Below are 7,909 nucleotides of genomic sequence, written 5' to 3'. Positions count from 1 at the left end.
CGCCGCCAGCGTTCGTCCTGAGCCAGGATCAAACTCTCCAATTAGTATTGAAAAGAGCGATATGCTCATTTTGAAACATCTGACGAGAAAATTAATTCTCTAATTTTGGATTTCACTTTCGTGATTTCCTACTCACTCGTTGTTCAGTTTTCAAAGATCAAGTTCTCGTTGGCGCCGTTTAATGTCTCAGCAGCAACTCTTATACTATATCATGTTCAGCCGTTTAATGTCAAGCTCTTTTTTTAACTTCTTTTTCGAGCTCGGCATGTGTGTTTCTCGGCCAGAAATAGAATATATCATGTATAGAGATTCATTGCAACACTTTTTTTTGAAAGATTTAAAAACCATAAATCATGTATTAATGAATACACTCTATCTTTATATACTGTTGCCTTATATACATTCCATAATATAAAAGAAAAACAACTGAAAAAGATATCAGTTGTTTTTAGAAGATAGCTTAGACGAATCTAAATTAATTCCGCTTCCTTCGCTCCAGTAATTACGGAAACGATACTGTTTCTAAGTATCTCTGCATTATAAGCCTGGTATGGATCGACATTGAAAACAACAGCATCTGCAATAAAACCTTCTGCAATCTGCCCCAGCTCGTTACCGCTCCCTAGAATGTCAGCAGCGCTTTTAGTAGCTGACTGCCACGCTTCTCTGCGAGTTAAGCCATAATCAATCAACGTATCCAGTTCTTGAAGGTTATAACCATGTAATGAGGGTGTAGCATAATCTGTACCGAATCCAATACGAACGCCCTCTCTTTTTGCATAATTAATGGCTTTGGAATGCGATTCAGCAGCGCGGGCAGCTCGTTCGCAAATGATCGGGTTCAACGCTAGAACGCCTTTCGGATCTGCGGCAATGCGATAGATGGATGTAGTAGGTACAAAAGCTACCTCCGAATTAGCAAGTCTCCCTGCCTGATCTTCAGTTAGAAACATCCCATGCTCTATAGATTCCACCCCGGCCTGAATGGACCAGTCTATCGTTACTCCACCCCAGGTATGAACCAGTACCTTCTTATCATGAGCATGTGCATTACGAACAATGAATGCGAACTCTTCTTCGGAAAAGATCGGATCTACGACTTTCTCGGTGGGCGCCCCAAGACCGCCTGTGGCCATGATTTTTACCCAGCCCGCTCCTGTAGCAAAGATTTGCGCCATCCGTTGTTCCAAATGCTTAATTCCACGGGCATCTGCTGCTCCAAGCATATCGCTGCTGGTATGCACTCTTAAAGGCTGCTGATACTGCTGAACAAGATGCTGCACTGTGCTTGGCACAATTCCGCCTGCATCCCGTACAGTCGTTACACCCGTCCTTAGAGTAGCCTCAAACGCTTGCGCCTGCATGGCTTCGATCTGCTGGGAGTCGCGCTTCAATTGGTCCTCATGATCAAAGTCTGTCCAAGCAAGATGCGTATGAAGATCAATTATACCAGGACTTATCCATAATTCTGTGCCTGTAGGAGTTGAATTATTTTGTTGCGGCTCCGCTTCAGCAATAGATGAAAAATAGCCATCCTTGATCACAACATCAAAACGTTTGCCTTCGATACCTGCTATATAAATATTCTTGAATGTATGCAGTTCTGGATGCTTGTGAATCATCTTCATTCCCCCCAAGCCAGCCGAACAGCCTGTAATGCCTGATCAGGGTCTTGTTTCAATAACTCAGCAAGCGTTAATATGGCTTCCTCCACACTTTTCCGAGCAGCATTTGTTCCGAAATGATTGATCCGCAAAAGATGGCCAAATAATTCTCCGTCTCCTGGAGCCACAATGCCTATAGGTTTTTCGATCTGCAAATCTTGCTTTCCAGCAATCCGAACCGTTGTAGTCAGTGTAGAATAATGTCTGCTGTCCTTTTGCCAAGGCTCAAGCCCCAAGGATTCTATACCAGCTAATGTAGCAGCTGCAGCCCTTTCATGACGCTGAATGATTTGCTCCAATCCCTCTTCTTCAATTCGTGTCAAGGCCAGGATCAAAGCTCTAGCCTCTAATGTCGGAATATTTGGAGCAACTCGTAGTGGCGTGGCGCCATCCAGCGAAGGTTTGAGATCTAGCAAGGACAGAATGGAGTTACGCGGTGCATTTTTATTTGACTCAAGAAATTGCCAGCCACGTGGTGAAATACTGACGGCGCTAACACCATTAGGTCCAGCCAAGGCTTTTTGTGCGCCTATCACAGCAAAATCAACTCCCCATTCATCGACCAGTAACGCCTCTCCCCCAACCGCAGAAACTGAGTCCGTCACAGTAATGAGATTGAACTTCTTTGCAATCTTAAATATTTCTTTAGCCGGATTAGATCCACCTGTAACTACTTCAGCCTGAACAAAGGAAAGGGCACAAGGGCTAAACTCTTTAATTGCGGAAGCAACTTGGTCGCCAGTGACCACTTCATCAAAAGGAACCTTTACTTCAATAACCGTTGCTCCTCCCCGTTCAAGCCACTTTCCAAATAGACTTCCGTAGGGACCTGTTACTACATTTACAATGGTTCGACCAGGTGCAGCTATTCCGGCAGCCACCGCCTCGATCCCCAGGATTGCCTCAGCTGGGATGATAACTGGTGGATGCTCAGTAAACAAGATTGTAGAAATCAAATGTGTAAGCTTATTGTACTCAGCCAGTGAAAGTGGCACATGTACATTATGTTCTGGGCTCATAAGAAACCTCCTGATGTACTTGATTTTGGCATTTTCGGAACCGCCGACAACAGCTCGTAACTGTATTCATGTTTAGGCCGGATGAAGAATTGATCCTTCGGGCTCTGCTCCACGAGCTTTCCTTGCCGCATAACTGCTACCGTATCGCTAATTGCATTGATAACTCCTAGATCATGGGAAATAAAAAGCATGGTGAGATTAAGCTCAGCTTTCAGCGTATTGAACAGTTCGAGCACACTGAGCTGCACAGATACATCCAGCGCGCTTGTAGGTTCATCCGCAATCAGGATGTTTGGTTCAACGCTTAATGCGCGAGCGATCGCTATCCGTTGCCGCTGACCACCAGAAAATTCATGCGGGAATTTATCTAAAGCCTTTTGCTCCAAATGAACCTGGTTCAAAAGCTCTTTACATCTTTGCTCAACGTCCGTACGTCCCACAATTTTATGAAACAATAAGGGCTCGGAAAGAATTTGCCTAATCGAATGCTTTGGATTCAGCGATGCATCAGGATTTTGGAAGATCATCTGGATTATTTTACGCTGCTCACGGCTTCTTTTCCTTTTTAACTCTTGGGTACCTAACAGGATCTTCCCCTCATGCGGAGCAATCAGTCCAGCAATTACTCGCGCCAGCGTAGATTTCCCTGAACCGGATTCTCCAACAAGTCCAAGAGTGGTGTGCTGCTCAAGATTCAGATTGATACAATCCAGTGCAGTAAATCCTCCATAGTGAACAGTTAAATCTTTTATTTGCAAGGCTAGTTCCATGAGTCTCTACTCCCTTCAAGCTCTGGCAAAGGAAGCACCGAATCAATCAGCATCTGCGTGTAAGGGTCGGATGGATTTTGCAAAATATCAAGGGTAGCGCCATGCTCAACAATCTGCCCTTGTTTCATTACACATAGGCGTGAGCACAAGTTGGCTGCAATCGCGAGATTATGCGTTACAAAAACCATAGCAAATCCCAACTCCTGCTGGAGGTTCGTGATCGTTTCAATAATTTGTCGTTGAACCGTGACATCCAGCGCCGTTGTCGGCTCATCACAGAGAAGAATACCTGTCTTGCACGCCAGTGCCAAAGCGATGACTACCCGTTGACACTGACCGCCTGACAGCTGACTCGGATATCGATCCTTTTTCTTTAAAGAATCAGGGAGACCAAGTCTTTCAAGTAGCTCCAGCGCAATCATTCGCGAAGCCTTTCGACTAACTTTCTGTCTGTAATACACGACTTCTGCCAGCTGATTGACAACCATACAGAGTGGATCAAGCGCACCTCTTGGGTCTTGAAACACCATCGCACTGCTTACGTCACTCTTAATGGTGCCACCTGTCTGTTCAACACCATTTGGAAGTAGTCCCAGAATTGCACGCAGCGTAAGCGATTTTCCTGAACCCGACTCACCTACTAATCCTAGACTCTCCCCTTTGCTCAGCGAAAAGCTAACATTGTTGACTAATCTCTCTTTTGACTTCGCTGCCAGCGATAGTGCGTTTATTTCTAAAATGGGCTCTTTAGACATCATTTTTTCCTCCATATGTCTGCCAAACCATCACCTAGGAGCGACAAAGCTACTCCGGTATACACCACTGCAAATCCTGGGACAGCTGAGAGCCACCAAGCTGTAGTGATGAAGGGCTGTCCATCCGAGATCATAGTTCCCCAGTCTGGAGTTGGCGGTGTAATACCGATCCCAAGATACCCCAGTGTAACAATGGCAACAAGCAATCCAATCATATCTGTCATAAGAACGACCACGGCTTGCGGAAGTGCATTGGGCAGCAGATGACGCAAAATAATTTTTACTCCGGGTAGCCCTAAGGTTTGAGCGGATGCCACCCATTCCTGATTGCGAAAAGATGCGCTAAGACCTCTCACTACACGGGCAAAAACAATCCAACCTACAAGGATAAAAGTAATATAAATGCCTCGTTCTCCTGCTCCACTGGCAAAAGCAACGATAATGACGATTAGATAAAAAGGAAAAGCGATCAACGTATCTGACAGCAGCGTAATAACTGTATCAATCCATTTGCCGTAATATCCTGCTAGCATTCCTAGGAACACACCTATGCAAAAGGGAATGATTTCTGCCAAGACCATGATTTTTAAATCAGTCCTCGCTGCATAAATCAATCTAGTAAACAGATCACGTCCCAGCTGATCGGTTCCTAGCCAGTGTTCAGCCGACGGAGGCTGCAGAAAGGCGCTCAAATTTTGCTCGGAGGGATCATAGGGACTTATAAACGGTATGAACACAGTCAAGAGAATAAGAGCTGCAAACATAATCAATCCCACTAGAAGTGAAGGGGTATTCCATATTCGTTTTAAGCCGCTAGTCATTTTTCCAGCCTCATACAATCGTGGTTCTAGTCTTGTCGTTTTCATTGTTTTCCCTTCGTTCTGGGATCAAGCCACCAAGAAATGATTTCAATCAAGAGACTGATGATCACAACAGCTAGCGCACAGTAAAGTGCTATTCCTTGAATAACCGGAAAGTCCCGTTTCGAAATTGAAGTGAATAACAAGCTGCCAATTCCCTTTATTCCAAACACCTGTTCAACGACCAATGTGCCGCCGATTAGATAAGAAATATTCACACCCATCAGCATCAATGTTGGAAGAGCCGAATTGCGCAGCACATGTTTAAATAAAATAACCCTGCTTGGTATTCCGGCAGCCTTAAGTGTAACTACAAAATCCGATTCTAACACTTCAAGCATCTGTGCTCTTAACGAACGGACCAACGTAGGAATCTGTGAGAAAGCAACGGTGATTGCCGGAAGGGCAAGACTGTGCAATGTTCCAATCCACCCTTCACTTACTCCCCCAACGGGGAACCAGCCAAGCCGGACACTAAAGAGCAAAATTAAAAGTAAGCCAACCCAGAAGATTGGCATACCCAAAGTTATTGTAGGAAAAATACGTATTAAATGATCCAACAGTTTATCCTTATGCGTAGCTGCTACTGTAGCAAGCAGAAGTGATACGAAAATTGCCAACACACACGCCATTACTATGAGCAACAAAGTGACAGGGGCCCGCTGCATAATCAACTCTCTTGTTGATGTACCCATAACAATGGAGTTTCCAGTATCCCCCTGAGTAAATAGCGTCTTCAGAAATCGCATGAACTGCTCCCATAAAGGAAGGTCCAGCCCAAGAGTATGATGCATACTCTTGAGCGCCTCAGGGGTACTGTATTCTCCCAATATCATTTTAGCTGGATCTCCAGGCACAATTCGGATGATGAAAAAGACTGCTATCATTACGCAGCAGATCACTGCCAATGCTTTTATAAGAGATATTACAAGCCAGTTGTAAGAGTCCTTGCTTGTTCTAGGTTGATTTAACACCTGCTTAAGATTCGTCATTGGCTGATGCGAACATCTTCGAAACGGGCGCTGCCGTTAGGTAGAACAACAAGGCCATCGACTGAAGAACGAATACCTTTCAAAACATCTGGATAATAAAGCGGAATATACGGCACTTCATCAGCAAGTGTCTGCAGCAGCTTAGTATAGATTTGCGCGCGAGCATCGCCATCCGCTGTTTTTTGGCCCTCATATAACAGCTTCGTTACTTCATCATTCGTATAATGCGTCCAATATGATTTGCTGAAGCCTTCCGGATCAGTTTGAAAAGCAATGATCGAGTTCGCTTCCGGGGAATCCGCTTGACCGCTATTAAGCATTGACGCAAAATCATATGCAAAGAACCGTTCACGGAAAGTAGCAAGCTCAATCGACTCAATTTCAATTGTAATCCCGATCGTTTGACCCGCTGCCTGAATAATTTGCGCCTCTTGCGCTCTTGTGCTATTGCCGGAGGCTACAAGTAATTTGGTAGTGAATCCATTAGGGAAGGCAGATTTAGCAAGCTCTTCCTTCGCTGCCTCGACATTGAAGTTCAAAGCTTTGATTGTATCATTGGAGTTATAAGGAATTGTTGTTGGCAGCAATGAGTTTGCTGTTTGCGCATAACCAAAGGTTAAAGCCTTAGTCAAGCCTTCACGATCAAGCGCCAGAGCCAGAGCACGGCGAACATGCACATCCGAGAAATGTTCATCCAGCGTATTAAAGAACAATTGCTCTGTCACCCAACTGCCGTTAGTAATCACTTTAGTGTCAGCTCCATCTTTGATCTCATTGGCATTTTGCAGCGCTAAAGATTCAATGGCATTAACTTCCCCAGCCTTCAACTGGTTGATTGCTTGGCTATCGTCCTCAATCAACTTATAAACTAGCTTATCAATATATGGTTTACCTTCTTGCCAGTAGAATTTGTTCTTAGTGAAGGTCAGATCACCCGCTGTATCCCATGATTCAACCACAAAGGGTCCCGTTCCGATGGGCTTCTTAAAGAATTCTTCTTCGGAAACTCCACCAAAATTGTTAGGCAAGATGCCATTTGAGAAATTGGATAGCTCTGAGATAAATGGTGTATAAGGCTCTTTAAGTGTAATAACAAGCGTTTTGTTATCCTGCGCCTTAATTGTGCCGACCTTTGCCGATATTGCCAGCGGGCCGCCAACCTTCAAGTGCCGCTCAAGGGAGAATACAGCATCTTCTGCAGTCACATCCGTACCGTTTGAAAACTTTAAGCCATCACGAAGTTCAAAAGTATACGTCAGGCCATCCTCACTGATACTATGTGACTTCGCAAGCCAATCTACAATTTCGCCCTTGCTGTCAAAAGCAACTAACGATTCAAATACTTTGTCGATTGCAAAAGCATTATTGGACGTAATCTGGTTATGCAAATCCAACGAGGTTACAGATGCAGGCCGACCATAGACGAAGGTTCCTCCTACTGCCGGCTCTGCCGCTTGAGGACTCTGAGTTGCTGTTGCTGGACTCGCACTTTCCTGCGCATCTTTATTTGAAGCAGCCTTATTATTAGATCCCGAGCATCCTGCAATTATCATCAATAGCAAAACTGCTATTGCCCCCAACAGAACCGGTTTCTTAACAGATACATTAAAATATGACATAATCCGCTCCCCCTATAATTCTTATATGTTTAGTATGAATTGTATTATGGGTTAAACACTGTAGTCTGTCAAACAAAATTTAAATCGTACCAACCCTTTAAGTAAATAAATACAACAAAAAGACCACTGTCGATTACTCAACAGTGGTCTTGCGTGCTTGGCAACGTCCTACTCTCCCAGGACCCTTCGGTCCAAGTACCATCGGCGCTGGAGGGCTTAACGGTCGTGTT

General features: G+C 44.6%; 7 protein-coding genes and 1 rRNA gene. All 8 read right to left on the bottom strand.

What is annotated here, in order from left to right; translation table 11 throughout:
- Positions 1-470: 470 nt before the first annotated feature.
- Positions 471-1,622 carry an amidohydrolase family protein gene (locus PAENI_RS07155; RefSeq protein WP_149644811.1) on the bottom strand — a complete coding sequence of 384 codons (1,152 nt, stop codon included), beginning with the start codon at positions 1,620-1,622 and terminating at the stop codon, positions 471-473.
- A gap of 2 nt (positions 1,623-1,624) precedes the next feature.
- Positions 1,625-2,683: a pyridoxal-phosphate-dependent aminotransferase family protein gene (locus tag PAENI_RS07150; RefSeq protein ID WP_149644810.1), complete on the bottom strand. Its 1,059-nt coding sequence runs from the start codon at positions 2,681-2,683 to the stop codon at positions 1,625-1,627.
- On the bottom strand, positions 2,680-3,453 hold the full coding sequence (locus PAENI_RS07145; protein WP_149644809.1) for an ABC transporter ATP-binding protein: 774 nt from the start codon (positions 3,451-3,453) through the stop codon (positions 2,680-2,682). The genes PAENI_RS07150 and PAENI_RS07145 overlap by 4 nt, the downstream gene beginning before the upstream one ends.
- Positions 3,444-4,208 carry an ABC transporter ATP-binding protein gene (locus PAENI_RS07140; RefSeq protein ID WP_149644812.1) on the bottom strand — a complete coding sequence of 255 codons (765 nt, stop codon included), beginning with the start codon at positions 4,206-4,208 and terminating at the stop codon, positions 3,444-3,446. Before PAENI_RS07140 ends, PAENI_RS07145 begins: the two co-directional genes overlap by 10 nt.
- The gene (locus PAENI_RS07135; protein WP_149644808.1) at positions 4,208-5,074 is read right to left on the bottom strand and encodes an ABC transporter permease; all 867 of its coding nucleotides are present in this window, start codon (positions 5,072-5,074) and stop codon (positions 4,208-4,210) included. The genes PAENI_RS07140 and PAENI_RS07135 overlap by 1 nt, the downstream gene beginning before the upstream one ends.
- Positions 5,071-6,060 (bottom strand): ABC transporter permease, encoded by a 990-nt coding sequence (locus PAENI_RS07130; protein ID WP_223178920.1) that lies wholly within the window; start codon positions 6,058-6,060, stop codon positions 5,071-5,073. The genes PAENI_RS07135 and PAENI_RS07130 overlap by 4 nt, the downstream gene beginning before the upstream one ends.
- On the bottom strand, positions 6,057-7,679 hold the full coding sequence (locus PAENI_RS07125) for an ABC transporter substrate-binding protein (protein WP_149644807.1): 1,623 nt from the start codon (positions 7,677-7,679) through the stop codon (positions 6,057-6,059). The genes PAENI_RS07130 and PAENI_RS07125 overlap by 4 nt, the downstream gene beginning before the upstream one ends.
- Before the next feature lie 155 nt (positions 7,680-7,834).
- Positions 7,835-7,909 (bottom strand): 5S ribosomal RNA (rrf, locus tag PAENI_RS33180); the annotation flags it as partial.

The organism is Paenibacillus sp. B2(2019), assembly GCF_008370385.1.
Classification (GTDB): domain Bacteria; phylum Bacillota; class Bacilli; order Paenibacillales; family Paenibacillaceae; genus Paenibacillus_AQ.
The sequence above is the reverse complement of the archived record's forward strand: the minus strand, read 5'-3'. Positions and strand labels throughout refer to the sequence as shown.